Source organism: Rhodococcus sp. RD6.2, from assembly GCF_001040705.1.
Lineage (GTDB): Bacteria > Actinomycetota > Actinomycetes > Mycobacteriales > Mycobacteriaceae > Rhodococcus_G.
Genome location: NZ_CVQP01000006.1, coordinates 294,773 through 310,744, shown reverse-complemented (window position 1 = coordinate 310,744; position 15,972 = coordinate 294,773). Strand labels below are relative to the sequence as shown.

Annotated in this window: 16 protein-coding genes; 6 read left to right on the top strand and 10 right to left on the bottom strand. The window is 69.4% G+C overall.

What is annotated here, in order from left to right:
- Positions 1-81: 81 nt before the first annotated feature.
- Positions 82-1,293: a radical SAM family heme chaperone HemW gene (gene hemW, locus RHCRD62_RS11630; protein ID WP_253277287.1), complete on the bottom strand. Its 1,212-nt coding sequence runs from the start codon at positions 1,291-1,293 to the stop codon at positions 82-84.
- Positions 1,294-1,425: 132 nt separating this feature from the next.
- On the opposite strand from hemW, the gene RHCRD62_RS26720 reads away from it, so the two are divergent.
- The 6 genes from RHCRD62_RS26720 to RHCRD62_RS11605 all read left to right on the top strand — a co-directional run bounded on the left by RHCRD62_RS26720 (position 1,426) and on the right by RHCRD62_RS11605 (position 7,060).
- On the top strand, positions 1,426-1,515 hold the full coding sequence (locus RHCRD62_RS26720; protein ID WP_367379641.1) for an Ms4527A family Cys-rich leader peptide: 90 nt from the start codon (positions 1,426-1,428) through the stop codon (positions 1,513-1,515).
- A 138-nt stretch (positions 1,516-1,653) separates the two neighbouring features.
- A complete protein-coding gene (locus tag RHCRD62_RS11625) occupies positions 1,654-3,372 on the top strand; it encodes a nitrite/sulfite reductase (protein ID WP_050064857.1) in 1,719 nt (572 codons plus the stop codon).
- On the top strand, positions 3,369-4,088 hold the full coding sequence (locus RHCRD62_RS11620) for a phosphoadenylyl-sulfate reductase (RefSeq protein WP_050064856.1): 720 nt from the start codon (positions 3,369-3,371) through the stop codon (positions 4,086-4,088). Before RHCRD62_RS11625 ends, RHCRD62_RS11620 begins: the two co-directional genes overlap by 4 nt.
- Complete coding sequence (cysD, locus tag RHCRD62_RS11615) at positions 4,085-5,020, top strand: sulfate adenylyltransferase subunit CysD (protein ID WP_050065235.1); 936 nt, start codon at positions 4,085-4,087, stop codon at positions 5,018-5,020. The genes RHCRD62_RS11620 and cysD overlap by 4 nt, the downstream gene beginning before the upstream one ends.
- Complete coding sequence (locus RHCRD62_RS11610; RefSeq protein ID WP_050064855.1) at positions 5,020-6,306, top strand: sulfate adenylyltransferase subunit 1; 1,287 nt, start codon at positions 5,020-5,022, stop codon at positions 6,304-6,306. The genes cysD and RHCRD62_RS11610 overlap by 1 nt, the downstream gene beginning before the upstream one ends.
- Before the next feature lie 4 nt (positions 6,307-6,310).
- On the top strand, positions 6,311-7,060 hold the full coding sequence (locus tag RHCRD62_RS11605; protein ID WP_050064854.1) for a sirohydrochlorin chelatase: 750 nt from the start codon (positions 6,311-6,313) through the stop codon (positions 7,058-7,060).
- Here RHCRD62_RS11605 and kstD read toward each other — a convergent pair.
- The 9 genes from kstD to RHCRD62_RS11560 form a co-directional block, all read right to left on the bottom strand.
- Complete coding sequence (gene kstD, locus RHCRD62_RS11600) at positions 7,057-8,739, bottom strand: 3-oxosteroid 1-dehydrogenase (protein WP_050064853.1); 1,683 nt, start codon at positions 8,737-8,739, stop codon at positions 7,057-7,059. The two genes, RHCRD62_RS11605 and kstD, sit on opposite strands and share 4 nt — an antisense overlap.
- Positions 8,740-8,803: 64 nt before the next feature.
- Complete coding sequence (locus RHCRD62_RS11595; protein ID WP_050064852.1) at positions 8,804-9,397, bottom strand: TetR/AcrR family transcriptional regulator; 594 nt, start codon at positions 9,395-9,397, stop codon at positions 8,804-8,806.
- A 92-nt stretch (positions 9,398-9,489) separates the two neighbouring features.
- Positions 9,490-10,644 (bottom strand): THUMP-like domain-containing protein, encoded by a 1,155-nt coding sequence (locus RHCRD62_RS11590; RefSeq protein ID WP_050064851.1) that lies wholly within the window; start codon positions 10,642-10,644, stop codon positions 9,490-9,492.
- 6 nt (positions 10,645-10,650) lie between these two features.
- Positions 10,651-11,640 carry a class I SAM-dependent methyltransferase gene (locus tag RHCRD62_RS11585; RefSeq protein ID WP_050064850.1) on the bottom strand — a complete coding sequence of 330 codons (990 nt, stop codon included), beginning with the start codon at positions 11,638-11,640 and terminating at the stop codon, positions 10,651-10,653.
- Between the two features lie 100 nt (positions 11,641-11,740).
- Positions 11,741-12,520 carry an enoyl-CoA hydratase/isomerase family protein gene (locus RHCRD62_RS11580; protein ID WP_050064849.1) on the bottom strand — a complete coding sequence of 260 codons (780 nt, stop codon included), beginning with the start codon at positions 12,518-12,520 and terminating at the stop codon, positions 11,741-11,743.
- A 72-nt stretch (positions 12,521-12,592) separates the two neighbouring features.
- Complete coding sequence (locus tag RHCRD62_RS11575) at positions 12,593-13,402, bottom strand: NUDIX hydrolase (RefSeq protein WP_050064848.1); 810 nt, start codon at positions 13,400-13,402, stop codon at positions 12,593-12,595.
- A 54-nt stretch (positions 13,403-13,456) separates the two neighbouring features.
- Positions 13,457-14,287: an ABC transporter ATP-binding protein gene (locus RHCRD62_RS11570; RefSeq protein WP_050064847.1), complete on the bottom strand. Its 831-nt coding sequence runs from the start codon at positions 14,285-14,287 to the stop codon at positions 13,457-13,459.
- Between the two features lie 171 nt (positions 14,288-14,458).
- Positions 14,459-15,064 (bottom strand): TenA family protein, encoded by a 606-nt coding sequence (locus RHCRD62_RS11565; RefSeq protein WP_050064846.1) that lies wholly within the window; start codon positions 15,062-15,064, stop codon positions 14,459-14,461.
- A gap of 68 nt (positions 15,065-15,132) precedes the next feature.
- Positions 15,133-15,969 carry an aminoacyl-tRNA hydrolase gene (locus tag RHCRD62_RS11560; RefSeq protein ID WP_084734257.1) on the bottom strand — a complete coding sequence of 279 codons (837 nt, stop codon included), beginning with the start codon at positions 15,967-15,969 and terminating at the stop codon, positions 15,133-15,135.
- Between the last annotated feature and the right edge of the window lie 3 nt (positions 15,970-15,972).

Below are 15,972 nucleotides of genomic sequence, written 5' to 3'. Positions count from 1 at the left end.
CCAGCCCTCGGTGGGGGCACCGCGTCGGCCGTATTCCGCACGCCCGGGATCGCTGGGCGGGCGGAGTTGCGTATCGAGGGTTCAGCTCAGGATGTCGCGGATGACGCCGTCCGCCAGCAACCTGCCACGGTCGGTGAGCACCAGGCGGTCATCGATGCGCGAGAGCAACCCGTCCGCGACGACCTGCTCGGCGGCCGCGAGCTCACTCGGGCGCAGATCCGAGAGCGGCATTCCGGACCGCAGCCGGAGGACCAGCATCACGCGTTCGAGGTGCCGGTCCTCCACGGTGAGGGTTTCGCTGTCCGCGACGGGCAGGGCCCCGGACGCCAGCTCGTCGGCGTAGCGGGCCGGGTGCTTGACGTTCCACCAGCGCAGCCCGCCGACGTGGCTGTGCGCGCCCGGTCCGGCGCCCCACCAGTCGCCGCCGTCCCAGTACCCGATGTTGTGCCTGCACTCGGCGCCGGGCTTCGACCAGTTCGACACCTCGTACCAGCCCAGACCCGCGTCCGCGAGGCGGGCGTCGATGCGTTCGTAGCGGGCGGCGAGGACGTCGTCGTCGGGGGCAGGCAGTTCGCCACGCCGGACCTTGCGGGCCAGTGCCGTGCCATCCTCGACGATCAGCGAGTACGCGGAGACGTGATCGACGTCGGCGGAGAGCACCGCGTCGAGGGTGGCGTCGAGGTCCTCGTCGCGCTCGCCCGGCGTCCCGTAGATCATGTCGAGGTTCACGTGTCCGAACCCGGCCGCCCTGGCCTCCTTTGCCGCGGCGACGGCACGGCCCGGCGTGTGGGTGCGATCGAGGACGCGCAGCACGTGCTGCGCCGCGGACTGCATGCCGAGCGAGACCCGGGTGTAGCCGGCGCCGCGGATGGTGTCGAAGAACTCCGGCGACGTCGACTCCGGGTTCGACTCGGTGGTCACCTCGGCGCCCGGAGCGAGGCCGAAACTCGACCGGACGGCCGCGAGCACCTCCGCAAGCCCGTCGCCGCCGAGGAGCGACGGGGTACCGCCGCCGACGAAGACCGTCTGCGCCGCCGGCACGGCCGCTGCCCCGCGCCCCAGCATCGCCGCACCGGCGTCGAGTTCGCGGCGCAGGCCCTCGAGCCACGACTGCGGCGAGGCCGACGTGCCGAGTTCGCCCGCGGTGTAGGTGTTGAAGTCGCAGTAGCCGCAGCGGGTGGCGCAGAACGGGACGTGGACGTAGATGCCGAACGGCCGTGAGCCGAGCCCTTCCAGCGCCGTCTCGGGCAGTGCGAAGGCGGTCGTGGTCGGCTCGGTCAGGCGGGTACTCACCGCTCCAGTGTCCCACCGGGCCGAGAGTGATCCATCCCACACCGGCCACTGGTCTGCGCATTTCCCCCCAATTCGGGGGAAATACCGGAGCAGGTGTCGGCATCGGCGGTGTGATCTGGCACAATCGTCGGCGTGACCGGACTTGGGATTGTGCTCGTGGCTCGACGCCATGTGGATCTCAAGCGTGTCTGTAGCTGTTGCTGTCTTTCCTGCTCTGCGTAGACGCATTCTCAGCAACCCGCCAGTCCCGGCCGGTCTCGAATGTGGGCACGCGGGGACAGCCCTCCCCTCGACAGCCATGCCCCCGGTAGACCGGCGCCCGTACAGATCCACCTGAAGCAGATCTTGGAGCGCCTCCTGATGTCGCAGACAGTCGACTCGTCACCTCCCGCGGCGGACGACGCGCCGCGTGCGCGCACACCGCGCCCGGTCAAGCGCCGTTCCGAAGGCCAGTGGGCCCTCGGCTACCGCGAACCGCTCAACGCGAACGAGCAGTCCAAGAAGGACGACAACCCGCTCAACGTTCGCGCCCGCATCGAGGACATCTACTCGAAGCAGGGTTTCGACAGCATCGACAAGGCCGACCTGCGTGGCCGCATGCGCTGGTGGGGCCTCTACACCCAGCGTGAGCAGGGCTACGACGGCACCTTCACCGGTGACGAGAACATCGACCTGCTCGAGGCCCGCTACTTCATGATGCGGGTGCGGTGCGACGCAGGCGCCCTCAACGTCGCGCAGCTGCGGACCCTCGGTGAGATCTCCACCGAGTTCGGCCGCGACACCGCCGACCTCTCGGACCGCGAGAACGTCCAGTACCACTGGATCGAGATCGAGAACGTCCCCGAGATCTGGCGCCGCCTCGAGTCCGTCGGCCTGAAGACCACCGAGGCGTGCGGCGACTGCCCCCGCGTCGTCCTCGGCTCGCCGCTCGCAGGCGAATCGTTCGACGAGGTCCTCGACCCCACCCCGGCGATCGACGAGATCGTCCGCCGCTACATCGGCGACCCGGCGTACTCGAACCTGCCCCGCAAGTTCAAGACCGCCATCTCCGGCCAGCAGGACGTGGTCCACGAGATCAACGACGTCGCGTTCGTCGGCGTCAACCATCCCGAGCACGGACCGGGCCTCGACCTGTGGGTCGGCGGCGGCCTGTCCACCAACCCGATGCTCGCGCAGCGCGTCGGCGTGTGGGTCCCGCTCGACGAGGTTCCCGACGTCTGGGAAGCGGTCGTGTCGATCTTCCGCGACTACGGCTACCGGCGCCTGCGCACCAAGGCGCGCCTGAAGTTCCTCATCAAGGACTGGGGCATCGAGAAGTTCCGTGAGGTGCTCGAGACGGAGTACCTCAAGCGGAAGCTGATCGACGGCCCCGCGCCGGAGAAGCCGGAGCGCCCGATCGACCACATCGGCGTGCAGAAGCTGCGAAACGGGCTCAACGCGATCGGCTTCTCCCCCATCGCCGGTCGCGTGTCGGGCAGCATCTTGAGCAAGGTCGCCGAGGCGGTCGCGGCCGTCGGCTCCGACCGCGTCCGCTTCACGCCGTACCAGAAGCTGATCGTGCTCGACGTGCCCGACGACAAGGTCGAATGGCTGATCGACGAGCTCAAGCCGCTCGGCCTGCACGGCCGGCCGTCGCACTGGCGTCGAAACCTCCTCGCCTGCAGCGGAATCGAGTTCTGCAAGCTGTCGTTCACCGAGACCCGCAAGCGGTCCCAGGTGCTCGCACCGGAGCTCGAGGACCGGCTCGCCGACATCAACGCGTCCCTGGACGTGCCGATCACGGTGAACATCAACGGCTGCCCCAACTCCTGCGGCCGGTCGCAGATCGCCGACATCGGATTCAAGGGCCAGCTCGTCGACGACGGTGAAGGCAACCAGATCGAGGGCTTCCAGGTGCACCTGGGCGGCAGCCTCGGCCTCGACGCCGGATTCGGTCGCAAGCTGCGCCAGCACAAGGTCACCAGCGAGGAGCTGGGCGACTACATCGAGCGCGTGGTGCGGCAGTTCGTCAAGCACCGCAACGAGGGCGAGCGGTTCGCCGAGTGGACCGTCCGCGCCGACGAGGAGGATCTGCGATGACCACCGGATTGGATCTGACCGACGCAACCGAGGCCGACCTCCGCGACCTTGCCGCGCAGGGGGCGGCGAGTCTCGAGGGTGCGTCCGCCGAGGAACTGCTGCGGTGGACCGAGGACACCTTCGGCAGCCAGTACATCGTGGCGTCGAACATGCAGGACGGGGTGCTCGTGCACCTCGCGGCGCAGGTGCATCCCGGTGTCGACGTGCTGTTCCTCGACACCGGCTACCACTTCGCGGAGACCATCGGCACCCGTGACGCCGTCGAGGCCGTGTACGGGGTGAACGTGATCAACGTTCAGGCCGAGGCCACCGTCGCAGAGCAGGACGCGGCCGAGGGCAAGGACCTGTTCGCCCGCGACCCGGGACGCTGCTGCGCGCTGCGCAAGGTGGCGCCGCTGAAGAAGTCGCTCGCCGGCTACAAGGCGTGGGTGACCGGCATCCGCCGGGTCGAGGCCCCCACCCGCGCCAATGCGCCGCTGATCTCGTTCGACGACGCGTTCGGGCTGGTGAAGATCAACCCGATCGCCGCGTGGTCCGACGAGGACATGCAGAACTACATCGACAAGCACGGCATCCTCGTCAATCCGCTTGTCGACGAGGGATATCCGTCCATCGGGTGCGCACCCTGCACCTCCAAGCCAGCCCCCGGCTCCGATCCGCGCAGCGGACGGTGGGCCGGCAACTCCAAGACAGAATGCGGGTTGCACGCCTCATGACTGCTGAACTCACCGACATCCGGCCGACGCTCTCCGGCTCCGACTTCGACACCCTCGCGGCGCTCGAGTCCGAGGCGATCCACATCTTCCGTGAGGTCGCGGGCGAGTTCGAGCGTCCGGTGATCCTGTTTTCCGGCGGCAAGGACTCCACGGTGCTGCTGCACCTGGCGATCAAGGCCTTCTGGCCCGCGCCGCTGCCGTTCGCGCTGCTGCACGTCGACACCGGGCACAACCTGCCCGAGGTCCTCGCGTTCCGCGACCACGTCGTCGCGAAGTACAACCTGCGCCTGCATGTCGCGAGCGTCGAGGAGTACATCGCCGACGGACGGCTCACCGAGCGTCCCGACGGGATCCGCAACCCGCTGCAGACCGTTCCGCTGCTCGACGCCATCGCCGAGAACCGCTTCGACGCGGTCTTCGGCGGTGCTCGCCGCGACGAGGAACGGGCCCGGGCGAAGGAGCGCATCTTCTCGCTGCGTGACGCTTTCGGTCGCTGGGACCCGAAGAAGCAGCGCCCGGAGCTGTGGAACCTGTACAACGGCAAGCACTCCCCGGGTGAGCAGGTGCGAGTGTTCCCGCTCAGCAACTTCACCGAGCTCGACATCTGGCGCTACATCGCCCGAGACAACGTCGAGTTGGCGAGCATCTACTACGCCCACGAGCGTGAGGTGTACCAGCGCGACGGCATGTGGATGACGTCCGGCGTCTGGGGCGGCCCCCGCGAAGGCGAGCAGGTGCAGAACCTCTCGGTCCGCTACCGCACCGTCGGCGACGGCTCCACCACCGGCGCCGTGCTGTCCGACGCCGCCGACAACGAGGCCATCCTGGCCGAGGTCGCGGCGTCCCGCCTCACCGAACGCGGCGCGACGCGTGGCGACGACCGAGTTTCCGAAGCGGCCATGGAAGACCGCAAGCGAGAGGGCTACTTCTGATGAGTGATCTGCTGCGCCTGGCCACGGCCGGCAGCGTCGACGACGGCAAGTCCACCCTCGTGGGCCGGCTGCTGTACGACACGAAATCCGTTCTCGCCGACCAGATCGACGCCGTCACCCGCGCGTCCGTCGACAAGGGTCTCGACACCCCCGACCTGTCGCTCCTCGTGGACGGCCTGCGCGCCGAACGCGAGCAGGGCATCACCATCGACGTCGCGTACCGCTACTTCGCGACCCCGAACCGCAGCTTCGTGCTCGCGGACACCCCTGGGCACGTGCAGTACACCCGCAACACCGTCTCCGGTGCGTCCACCGCGCAGCTGGTGATCCTGCTGGTCGATGCCCGTAAGGGTGTCATCTCGCAGACCCGTAAGCACGCCGCGGTTCTCGCGCTGCTCGGTGTGCCGCGACTGGTGCTGGCGGTCAACAAGATCGACCTCGTCGAGGACCCCGAGACGGTGTTCGCGGACATCTCCCGCGAGTTCAACGCCCTCACCTCCTCGCTCGGCTGGGCCGACGAGGACGTTGTGGAGATCCCGGTGTCCGCGCTGCACGGCGACAACGTGGCCGTCCGGTCGGAGAACACGCCGTACTACAACGGCCCGACGCTGATCGAGCACCTCGAGTCGGTGCCCGTCGACGCCGAGCCGCACCGGGTGGGCCTGCGCTTCCCCGTCCAGTACGTGATCCGGCCGCGCACCGCCGACTTCCCCGACTACCGCGGATACGCGGGCCAGGTCGCGGCGGGCGAGGTCCGGCCCGGCGACGAGGTCGTGGTGCTGCCGTCCGGCATCCGCACCACGGTCACCCGGGTCGACACGGCGGACGGCGAACTCGATTTCGCACATGCCGGTCGCAGCGTCACCCTCGTGCTCGAGGACGACGTCGACATCTCGCGCGGCGACACCATCGCCTCTCCGCAGGACGCCCCGGAACCGCTCGGCGAGTTCGAGGCGACCGTGTGCTGGCTGGCCGAGAAGCCCCTGCACCCCGGTGCCCGGCTGCTGCTCAAGCACGGCACCCGCACCACGCAGGCCATCGTCGGCTCGCTCGTCGAGCGTTTCGACGAGCAGAGCCTGACCACCGAGCAGAGCCCGGCAGCGCTGCAGCTCAACGAGATCGGCAAGATCTCGGTGCGTGTCGCGGACCCGATCGTCGCGGACGACTACCGCGTCAACCGGCACACCGGCAGCTTCCTGCTGATCGACCCCGCCGGTGGCAACACCCTCGCCGCAGGTCTCGTCGGTGACGCGATCGCCGCGGTCGAGCTCGGCCAGCCGGTCTAGGTCCATGACGCCGCCCCTGATTCTCGTCGCGCACGGCAGCCGCGATCCCCGCTCCGCGCGGGCGATGGCGGCCGCCGCGGCGGCGATCAGGGGCGCGCGTCCGGACCTCGACGTCCGGCTGTGCTTCCTCGACCTGTCCGCTCCGTCGGTGGATCAGGTCATCGATACCGTTGCCGCGGAGGGCCATTCGTCCGCGGTCGTGGTGCCACTGCTGCTGGGCAGTGCGTTCCACGCCCGGGTCGACCTGCCCGGGTTGCTCGCCGCCGCCCGGTCGCGTCATCCGGGACTCGACCTGGTGCAGACCGATGTCCTCGGCGACGACGACCGGCTCGTCTCGGCGGTTCGGGACCGGGTCGCTGCGGCAGGCGTGACGGTGGACGATCCCGGTGCCGGAGTGGTTCTCGCCGCCGTCGGGTCGTCCCGCGCCGACGCCAACGCGCGCACCGCCACGATCGCTCCGCGCCTGCTCGTGGGCACCGCGTGGTCCGGTGTCGAGGTGTGCTTCGCCACCACCGAACCGACGGTGTCGCAGGCCGTCTCCCGATTGCGGGCCGATGGGGCGAAGCAGATCGTCATCGCACCCTGGTTCCTCGCTCCCGGCCTGCTCACCGACCGCATCGACGCCGCGGCCGACGAGGCCGCGCCCGGGGCCCTGCGCGCCGACGTGATCGGCGACCACGCCCTGCTCGTCGAGGTCGTCCTGGACCGCTACCGCGCCGGCATCGGGCGCGCCACGATCGCGCGCGCCGCCTAGCCTGCTGCTGCGTCGAGTGCCGCGAGGTAGCCGAAGACGATCGCGGGTCCGATCGTCGCCCCGGGACCGGCGTAGGTGTGGCCCATCACCGGCGCACTCGTGTTTCCGGCGGCATAGAGACCGTCGATGACCGTTCCGTCGCCGCGCAAGGCCCGGCCGACCGCGTCGGTGTCGATTCCACCCTTCGTGCCGAGGTCCCCCGGCACCATCTGCGCTGCATAGAACGGCGCCTTGGTGAGCTCACCGAGGCTGGGGTTGGGCTTGTTGGTGATGTCGCCGTAGTAGTGGTCGTACGCGCTTTGGCCGCGCCCGAAGTCGGGATCGGAACCGGCCCGCGCGTGGCCGTTGAACCGGTCGACCGTGGCGGTGAGCGCGTCGGCGGGAACCCCGATCCGGTCGGCCAGTTCCGCGATCGACCCGGCGGCGACGATCGCCCCGTCCCGTTGCCACGAGCGAGGCATCGGCTGCCGCGCGGGCAGACCGGCGAACATGTACCGATCCCGGTACGTCTGGTCGAACACGAGCCAGGCCGGGAAGTTCTCGGCCGGGCCCTCACCCTGACCGAATGGGCCACCGAACATCCGGTGCGTCGCCTCCACGTATGGCAACGACTCGTTCATGAACCGCACCCCGCGATCGTTGACGATCAGGCTGCGCGGCAGGGACCGCTCGGCGAGTGCGAACCACGGCCCCTTCGGGAGAGGGATCGACGGCGCCCACCACGCGTCGTCCATGTACGACACCGTCGCACCTGCCTCCAGTCCTGCGGTGATGCCGTCCCCGGTGTTGGTCGGCGCGCCGAGCGACCACGACGTGTTCACCGGTTCCCGCTGGTAGAGCTGCCGCATCTCGGCGTTGTTGTCGAAACCGCCGCACGCCAACACGACTCCGCGGCGGGCACGCAGCACGGTCCGGACGCCGTCACGCTCGACCTCGATGCCGACGACGCGGCCGCCCTCGATGACCAGCCCCGCCATTGCGGTACCCAGGCGGACCGGAACCCCCGCGGCGCGCACACCGAGCATCATCTGGCCCATGAGCGCGGAGCCGAGCCCGAGCAGCTTCTTCCCGCGGACGCGACCCAGGAAGGTCCGGGCTCCGACACCGATCATTCGTACCGGGCCGCGCCAGTGACGCAGACCCGTACTGAGCCACCGGTAGTCGCCCTGTTTGACCACGACACCGAGCGGCGCCTTGGTGTAGGACGGGTGCAGCGTACGCAGGTCGTCACCGAGTCTGCGCCCGTCGAACGGCACGGGTTCACACGACCGCCCGGTCGCCCGTCCACCGGGCGCCTCGGGGAAGTAGTCCGAATAGCCTTTCACCCATTCGAGATCCAGCGCCGAATGCTCGATGAGGAAGTCGAGCGCTTCCGCGCCCCGATCGATGTAGGCGTCGATCCGAGCACTGTCGGCGCCCTCCCCGACGATGCTCGTCAGGTAGGTTCGCGCGTCCGTGAGGTCGTCCGTCGGCGCCTGACGTGCGAGCACGGAGTTCCCGGGGATCCACACCCCGCCGCCGGAGCGGGCCGACGACCCACCCCAGTACTCCGACTTCTCCACGATGACGGTGTCGAGGCCGCTACGGGCGGCCGTGATGGCAGCGGCCATCCCGGCCGCACCGGAACCGACGACGACGAGGTCGACCGTCTCGTGAACCTGCTCATGGGCGTGCGTCATCACACTGACTCCTGTCGTTGGTGAATCAGATTGGTGAAAGCGATATTTCGAACGTGTGGATCGGTCAGGAGGTGATGCTCCACCGATCGCTCAGGACCGCCCCGACCGCGCCTTCGACGCACACGGGCAGGGAGGCGCCGTGGTCGTCGACAGCGCGCAGCCATTGCAGGTAGCCGAACTCGGCGGCCGCGAGCATCAGGTGCACCAGCAGTCCCGGGTTGCTGTCGGTCTCGGGATCACGCGACATGCGCTGCGCCACCAGCTCGATCAGCCTGGACCTGTGCTCGGTGGTGATCAGGGCGACCCGGTCCAGCAGGTGGGGGGCGGTGCGGAAGGCCGCACGCCACTGCTCGATCTCCGGCGTTGCGAACATGGTCGACCGAGTCAGGATCGCCTGTGCCAGTGACACATCCGCGGACTCGGCGTCCGGACGCTCCTCGAGGAGCGCAACGATTCCGGCACCACCCTCCCGGACCGGGTCGAGCAGCAGATCGTCCTTGCTGCGCACGTGCCGAAAGTAGGTGCTGGGCGAGACCCCGGCGGCTGCGGCGATCTGGTCTGTGGTGACGTCGTCGAAACCGTCACGGGCGAACAGTGCGAATGCCGCTCGCTGGATCTCCGCCCGAACCTGCGCGCGCTGACGTTCCCGCAGTGACATCCGAACCGCCCTTCATCATGTCGCCGGGGTACACCAACCCCACATGATGAGAGTATCTGCCTTTGTGACAGCGACTGTCAACTTTTCGAATTTCAGACTCGGGCGCCGGCCTCACAGACGAACGCCACCGGTGTCCGACCGATCCGGGTCAGGACCACGCTCAGCGAGCGGTCACCCTTCAACTTGAGTTTCGGGCGCAGCACCGCCGGGTCGACGTCGAGACCGCGCACCAGGATCTCCGCGACGCCGCAGTCGAGTCGGGCCAACTCCTGCTTGAGTGCCTTCTCCGAGTACTTGAGCTGCAACAGGATCCGGAATCCGCGCACGCCCTCGGGCACCGAGTTGCCGGTCAGGTAGGCGATCCGTGGGTCGAGTTGCCACAGCCCGTGGCGGGCCGCGTAGTGCCGCACCAACCCCGCGCGTACGACGGCGCCGTCCGGGTCCACGATCCACTCCCCCGGATCCTGCTCCGGAATGTCGTCGGACTCGGCATCGGTGATCTCCCAGCCGGTACCGTCGGCGGCGAGGACCGTCGCCCGACGACCGACGCGCTCACCCGCGAGACCGGGCGACCAGAGGCAGGCCTCACGGACCCCACCCGACAACGAGACGATCTCCACCTCGCCGTCCCAGCCGAGCTTGTCGTAGTCCAGTCCCGGGGCGCACTTGACCGCGATGTCCCGGCCCACATACACGTCCAGCAGGTCCGGCAACGGTGGAATCAGCGCGGCGGGGTCATGCCTGCGCTTTCCGCCCGAGCGGCGGGCCGGGTCGGCGAGCACGACGGTGTCGCGGCTGCACGGTGCGAGGGCGTCGGCGCGGATGACGGTGGCGCCGGGAACGTTTCGCGACGCCATCGCCGTCCGAACCGGGTCGATGTCGCTGCCCAGGACGCGACGTGCGGCGCCGACGAGCGCGGACAGTTCCGCGCCGACCGAGCAGGTGACGTCGTGCACGTCCCGGCCCGACAGCCGAGCGGCGCGGTGCCGCGCCACGACGGTCGGGGTGGCCTGCTGGAGTGCGTCGTCGGTGAGCAGCCAGGCATGCGCGTCGAGTTTGCCCTCGGCGCGGCGTCGCAGCAGCACCGTCTCGACGAGCGCACCCGACCGGTCGCCGAAACGGGCACGCACCCGGCCGATGTCAGCCAGGTGCGTGCGCGCGGAGAGTTCGAGCTGATCCACCTCCGCGAGATCGGCGGCGGCGGCGCTCAGGTACCGCACGTCCTCCGGGGTGAAGTCATAACCCACCGACGATCAGTTCTCGCCCGGCTTCACGCCGGTGATCATCACGTTGTAGAAGAAGTTGCGCGGGACGACGTGCTTGAGCACCTTGTCGTCGACCCAGCTCAGCGTCTTGAAGCCACCGAACGCGAACTTGGCCCATCCCCAGCCGAGCTTCTCCGGCGGAACCGCCGCCTCGAAGGTCCGGACCGGCCAGCCGAGCAGCGCCGCGGCGAACTCCTCGGTGATCGCCCGCACCTCGGTGCCGCCCGCCGACTTCGCCATGTTCTCGAGGTCGGTGGGGTCGAAGGTGTGGATATCGACGACGGCCTCGAGTGCCGCAGCGCGAGAGGACTCGTCGAGCTCGGCCTGCGGGCGACGCCAGTCGGCCAGGAACGGCAGCTTGGTGACCGTGGTGGTGGCCTCCCAGGTGATGCGGCCGAGCCAGCGGGCATAGAAGTTGCCGACGGTGGAGGGCTCACCGGCGAAGACGAAACGGCCGCCTGGCTTGAGCACCCGCAGCACCTCGCGCAGCGACTGCTCGACGTCCGGGATGTGATGCAGCACCGCATGCCCGACGACGAGGTCGAAGGTGTTGTCGTCGTACGGGATCCGCTCGGCGTCCGCGACCCGGCCGTCGACCTCGAGTCCGAGGTTCTCGGCGTTGCGCAGCGCGACCTTGACCATGCCCGGCGACAGGTCCGTCACCGAACCGGTCTTCGCGACCCCGCCCTGCATCAGGTTGAGCAGGAAGAACCCGGTACCGCAGCCCAGTTCGAGCGCCCGCCCGTACGGCAGCGGCAGATCCCCCGCGTCGCCGGCGACGGCGTCGAACCGACCGCGCGCGTACTCGATGCACCGCTCGTCGTACGAGATGGACCACTTCTCGTCGTACGTCTCGGCTTCCCAGTCGTGGTACAGGACCTGGGCGAGCTTGGTGTCCTTGAGCGCTGCTTCGACCTCTTCGGCCGTGGCGTGCGGGTTCGGCGCGGGATCGACGCCGTTGTTCGGGCTTGCAGTCATGGAGGAGAGCCTACCCTGCGGTAAGCAAGGAACAAGTTCTAGTTTTGGATTAAAAATGGCCCCGGGTGACGCGACCACGCGTCACCCGGAGCACCCGAGGTCACTTGCCGACGAACTTGGCCTTGCCCGGTCCGTTCTCGACGAAGGACGCCATGCCGATCGTGCGGTCCTCGGTGGCGAACAGGGCCGCGAACTGGGCCGCCTCGATCTTCAGACCGGTGTTCAGATCCGTGTCGAGACCCTGGTCGATCGACGCCTTCGCCGCGGCCAACGCACGCGCAGCGCCACCGACGAACTTCGACGCCCACGCGCGGGCAGCGTTGTACACCTCGTCGGGTGCGACCATCTCGTCGATCAGACCGATCGCCAGGGCCTCCTCGGCGCCGACGAAACGACCGGTGAACACCATGTCCTTCGCCTTCGCGGGGCCGATCAGACGCGCCAGCCGCTGCGTGCCGCCGCCGCCGGGAATGACGCCCAGCAGCACCTCGGGAACACCGAGCTTCGCATTGTCCCCCGCGATGCGGCGGTCGGCACCGAGCGCGATCTCCAGACCGCCACCCAGGGCGTAGCCCGTGATCGCCGCGACCGTCGGCTTCGGGATGTCGGCGATCACACCCAACGCAGACTGCAGCTCCCCCGCGATGGGCGACATCTCGGCGAACGTCATGTCCGCCATCTCCTTGATGTCCGCACCGGCCGCGAACACCTTCTCGCCGCCGTACACGATGACGGCCGCGACCTCGTCGTTGACGGTGGCCTCACGGGCCGCCGCCCGCAGCTCCTCCTGGAGCTGACGGTTCAGGGCGTTCATCGGGGGACGGGCAAGACGGATGGTGCCGATGCCGTCGGACACTTCGAGGGTTACGAACTCAGCCATGACCGGAAGGCTACCGGTAATCCCTGATCCCAGATCCGGCGCTCCGCTCGTCCCAACCCGGAGCCTGCGTCGCTACCGCTTGCTCCACGGATGGATCACGGCCTCGTAGTAGGGATCCTGCCCCGGGAACCGCACCCTCAGCTGCCCGTCCTCCTGGTACAGCGTCGGCAGGATCACGGGGATCTCCGGCTCTGCGGCGAGTGCCTCCGCGACCGAACCGAACTGCGCGAGCGAGGTCAACTGCGTCCACGTCGGCGGAAGCAGGATCGTTTTCCCGGCACGCCAGTCCGTGAGCGCCTCCTCGGGCGTCTGCCAGGCCACCGACGCCGCCTCGGACGTCTCGCCGTCGGCCGTCTGACCTTCCGGTGCGGCGGCGACGAAGAAGCGGGTGTCGTAGCGCCTGCTCTCCCCGACCGGGGTGATCCAATTCGCCCACGGGCGAAGCAGATCCGCGCGCAACACCAATCCCTCGTTCGCGATGAACTCGCTGAAGGACAGCTCGCGTGACTCGAGTTGCTTGCGGGCCTGCGCATAACCGGAGGTGTCGGCGACGACGGTGTCCGCGGTCGGGCCCGCGAGCAGAACCCCGCATTCCTCGAACGTCTCGCGCACCGCCGCACACACGAGCGCCTTCGCGCGCGACTCGTCCACGCCGAACCGCTCTGCCCACCACGAGACCGGTGGCCCCGCCCACGCGACATCGGCGGATGCGTCCTGGGGATCGACGCCGCCACCGGGGAACACCGTCATGCCGCCGGCGAACTCCATGCTCACGACGCGGCGTAGCAGGAACACCTCCGGACCGGAGGCGCCGTCGCGCAACAGGATGACGGTGGACGCGTCCTTGACCGGGACGTCGGTGGGCAGCTGGCTGAGATCCATGTCACGCAACTTACGCCGCGTCCGCCGCCGCCCCGCCGCCCGGGTGGAGCGGCGTCAGCGGCGGTGCTGACCGGGCAGCCGGGTGCGACGGGCGAAGAAGCGGCCGTCGACGCGGTCGAGCGAGATCGACTGGCTGAACGCCGTCGTCAGGTTCTCCGCGGTGATGACGTCGTCGACGAGTCCCTGCGCGACGACCTCACCCTCCTTGAGGAGCAGCGCGTGGGTGAAGCCGGGCGGAATCTCCTCGACGTGGTGGGTGATGAGAACCGTCGCCGGCGCGTCGGGGTCGGCCGCCAGATCGGCGAGCCGCGCCACGAGCTCCTCGCGACCGCCAAGGTCGAGTCCGGCCGCGGGCTCGTCGAGGAGCAACAACTCCGGGTCCGTCATCAGCGCGCGAGCGATGAGCACCCGCTTGCGCTCGCCCTCGGACAGCGTGCCGTAGGTGCGGTCAGCGAGGTGCTCCGCGCCGATGCTCTCCAGGATCTCCACGGCGCGTTCGGTGTCCATGTCCTCGTAGCGCTCACGCCACCTGCCGAGGACCGCGTACCCGGCGGAGACGACGAGGTCCTTCACCAACTCGTCCGAGGGGACGCGGTTCGCGAGCGCCGAGGACGACAGCCCGATGCGCGGCTTCAATTCGTTGACGTCGACCCGGCCGAGCGTCTCCCCGAGCAGGTTCGCGTGACCGGACGTCGGGAACACCTCCCCCGCCGCGATACGAAGGAGCGACGTCTTACCGGCACCGTTCGGGCCGAGGACGACCCACCTCTCGTCGAGCTCCACCTTCCAGGTCACCGGACCCACCAGGGTCACGCCACCGCGGCGGATCAGGACGTCGTCGAAATCGATGAGCAGATCGGGATCAGGTTCGGACACGGCTGCCATCTTCTCTCACGCACGCCGTCCCCGTACACCGGGATGCAGACGCGTGTCGGGGACTCATGCCGGCGCGCCCCGGAACCGTTCCTCGAAGCCGACGACGCGCCCGAACGCGGCGCGCTGCGTCACCGTCGACCAGCGCTCGGTCTCACCGTCGAGCAGCGCCTGCTGCCGTGCTCACCGGGCGTCCCAGAATGCGAGCTCGTGCCGCATCGCCGTCATGAATGCCTCCTCCGCGACGGTCTCGTCCGGCGCCGCCTCGTCCAACATCTGCGCGCATCGCTGTGCGAGCGCCGCGAAGCCGGGATCCGCGTAGGTGTCGACCCAGCGCCGAAAGCGCGGGTCGGCGGGCGGGTTGTGCGCGAGCGCTACTCCCAACCGGGAGTAGCCCCACATGCACGGCAGCAACGCGGCAAGCCCGCGCCCGTAGTCGGCGGCGGCGTCGAGCAGGAAACCCGTGTACGCCGCGCACTGCGGACTCGGGGTCGCGGCGTCGAAGTCGGCGCCGAACGGTTGCGAGAGTTCCCGGTGCAGGTTCAGTTCCTCGTGCAGCGTCGAGTGCGCCAGGTCGACGAGTTCTCCGAGGTGCCCGTCGGGCGCCTGCCACGCGAGTCGTGCGAACACCCGCGTGTAGTCGAGCAGGTACAGGTAGTCCTGTTCGAGCCAGCGTCGGAACTCGGCGGGGTCGAGGTCGCCTCGGCCGATACCGACGACCGTCGGATGCGCGAGCTGCTCCGCGAGCAACGGCCCGCCCTTGTCCTGCAACCTTGACGAAAGACTCACGCCTGCACCACCTTCCGACGATCAACAAGTCCGGCGAGCAGTGTCAGCCCACCCGCGAACGACCAGCGCTACGACCGCCGCCGACCACCCGGTCGACGAAATGCCCAGCGCCGACCGGAGATCCGTTCACCAGCCGGCACACCCGGCACCGCATCCCGTGGCGTCGCCGTCGCGACGACCGTCATCGACCCGGGGGCGACCTCGGTGAAGCCGGCGTCACGAACGGCCACCGCCTCGCCCGCGGCGACCAGTGCGGTCACCTCGGCCCAGCGCTGTGGATCGGCTTCACGCACCGCACAGCGGAACCCCTGCGCCGCCCACTCCGCCGCCTGCGTCACCGTCATCGCGCCCGCGAGCATCATCGCCGCGTGCCCGACCTGGGCGGCCGCCTTCCCCACCGTCATCCCGAGCGGGGCGTTCAGCCACAGCACCGGCAACGACGGGTCGGCGTCGTCGGGATCGTCGTGGTCGAGATCGGTGCCACCAATCTGCAGTTTGCGCACCCGAGGATCGAGGTCGCCGACCGGCCCCGGGACGAACGCCCGAGCCTGCGCACCGTCGACGTCGACGGTGACACCGTCGACGTCCTGCACGGCCAGCCACTGCGCGCCCCTCGCCCGGCGCGCAACCTTACGGATGCGGGCGCCCGTCCATGCCAGGTAGTCACGCTGCCACGGCCCGGGTTCGCCGTCCTCGCCCTCTCCGACGCGAGCGTCCAGGCACAGCGCCACCGTCGCCGCGGCGGCCGCTTCCAGCACCGCGGTACGTGCGGGCCGATCGGCCTTCGGGATGTGCAGGACCAGCGGCATCGCCAGCACCTGCGCGGGATCCTCCGGGTCGGGTCGGTGACCGTACCCGGCCGCGAGGACGGCGTGCCTGGCAGCGAACCCGGCGTCGGGCAGCATCAG

Coding starts and splice junctions, on each gene's coding strand:
- RHCRD62_RS11595 (WP_050064852.1), bottom strand. CDS start 9,397: ATGTCACTGCGGGAACGTCAGCGCGCGCAGGTTCGGGCGGAGATCCAG.
- RHCRD62_RS11580 (WP_050064849.1), bottom strand. CDS start 12,520: ATGGCTGAGTTCGTAACCCTCGAAGTGTCCGACGGCATCGGCACCATC.
- RHCRD62_RS11620 (WP_050064856.1), top strand. CDS start 3,369: ATGACCACCGGATTGGATCTGACCGACGCAACCGAGGCCGACCTCCGC.
- RHCRD62_RS11560 (WP_084734257.1), bottom strand. CDS start 15,969: ATGCTGCCCGACGCCGGGTTCGCTGCCAGGCACGCCGTCCTCGCGGCC.
- kstD (WP_050064853.1), bottom strand. CDS start 8,739: ATGACGCACGCCCATGAGCAGGTTCACGAGACGGTCGACCTCGTCGTC.
- RHCRD62_RS11585 (WP_050064850.1), bottom strand. CDS start 11,640: ATGACTGCAAGCCCGAACAACGGCGTCGATCCCGCGCCGAACCCGCAC.
- RHCRD62_RS11625 (WP_050064857.1), top strand. CDS start 1,654: ATGTCGCAGACAGTCGACTCGTCACCTCCCGCGGCGGACGACGCGCCG.
- RHCRD62_RS11610 (WP_050064855.1), top strand. CDS start 5,020: ATGAGTGATCTGCTGCGCCTGGCCACGGCCGGCAGCGTCGACGACGGC.
- cysD (WP_050065235.1), top strand. CDS start 4,085: ATGACTGCTGAACTCACCGACATCCGGCCGACGCTCTCCGGCTCCGAC.
- RHCRD62_RS11575 (WP_050064848.1), bottom strand. CDS start 13,402: ATGGATCTCAGCCAGCTGCCCACCGACGTCCCGGTCAAGGACGCGTCC.
- RHCRD62_RS11570 (WP_050064847.1), bottom strand. CDS start 14,287: ATGGCAGCCGTGTCCGAACCTGATCCCGATCTGCTCATCGATTTCGAC.
- RHCRD62_RS11605 (WP_050064854.1), top strand. CDS start 6,311: ATGACGCCGCCCCTGATTCTCGTCGCGCACGGCAGCCGCGATCCCCGC.